Source organism: Mucilaginibacter psychrotolerans, assembly GCF_004519315.1.
GTDB classification, from domain to species: domain Bacteria; phylum Bacteroidota; class Bacteroidia; order Sphingobacteriales; family Sphingobacteriaceae; genus Mucilaginibacter; species Mucilaginibacter psychrotolerans.
Genome location: NZ_SOZE01000085.1, coordinates 1 through 982, shown reverse-complemented (window position 1 = coordinate 982; position 982 = coordinate 1). Strand labels below are relative to the sequence as shown.

The 982-nt window shown below is 40.5% G+C and carries 1 protein-coding gene; it reads right to left on the bottom strand.

Annotated elements, in window-relative coordinates; translation table 11 throughout:
- Nucleotides 1-7: 7 nt before the first annotated feature.
- Nucleotides 8-916 carry a transposase gene (locus tag E2R66_RS28130; RefSeq protein ID WP_192902017.1) on the bottom strand — a complete coding sequence of 303 codons (909 nt, stop codon included), beginning with the start codon at nucleotides 914-916 and terminating at the stop codon, nucleotides 8-10.
- Between the last annotated feature and the right edge of the window lie 66 nt (nucleotides 917-982).

The following is a 982-nucleotide window of genomic DNA, read 5'->3' as shown; positions in this document are numbered from 1 at the left end:
ATGCGAATCAAGAGTTAAATATTAGGTAAATAAAGGCAGCGGCAATTTTGCCAAAGACATGTACAAGCAAGCCCTTTGTTGACCTTACTTTGTTGGCTCTCTGGATGTCGGTTTTTTCGATGAGCCAGTTGAACAACGACTCAATAGGTTGTCTGACAGTTGAGACAGCGGTTGAAAACAAATCATTAGCAGCTTTGTCCCGTTGTTTGATGACATCGGCTTGGCCTTTCACCCCTTTGACAGGGGTAAGCATGTCCGAATTTGCATTGATAGCCAAATCTTCAAAAAAATTGGCATCATGGTATATTTTATCGCCAAAAAAAGTACGGTTAGCTATACTTCCCCAGTCTTGTCTAAAAACATTCAAATCACTTTCTGATGCCGGTGTGATTACTACCTGTTCAGGAAAGGGCAATCGTTTAGGGCGGAAAAATGCCAATGCATGTAATTTAAGGCCATAGTAATAAAGTGATTTTGTGGAACAATATCCCTTATCAGTGATTTCAGTGGCAACCCTGCCGCTTCGCTTGCCCGAACAGGTAATAATAGGCATAGAATCGAGCAGGCTTACATCTGTATTGCACTCCATCGGTACAAAGGTCGTAAAAGAATGGGCGGCCACAGCTTTGAAAGCTTCGCTTAAGCGGTTCAACCGGTTGTTAAAGGCCTGATAAGAAGGCAAGGAAGGAAACCAAGAACGCAGGTATTCGTCGGCAAAGGCATAGATTTGCGATACCCGGAAACGTTGCTCCTGTTGAACACAAAAAAGGTAAACAGTCATTACTTCTTGATCTGTAAATTCGGGTTTATCATTATTCGTGTATCTTTGAATTATGTATTTGAGTTCTTCGTTGTGTAACTTGCATATATACAGGTATATAGCGATTAAATCGAGTGCTTTAGCCTTGGGAATCATTCTTAAAGTTTGATCTGGAAATCTTCTTTAAGATACTGATTTTCAGGGCTTTAACCAAATTAATAG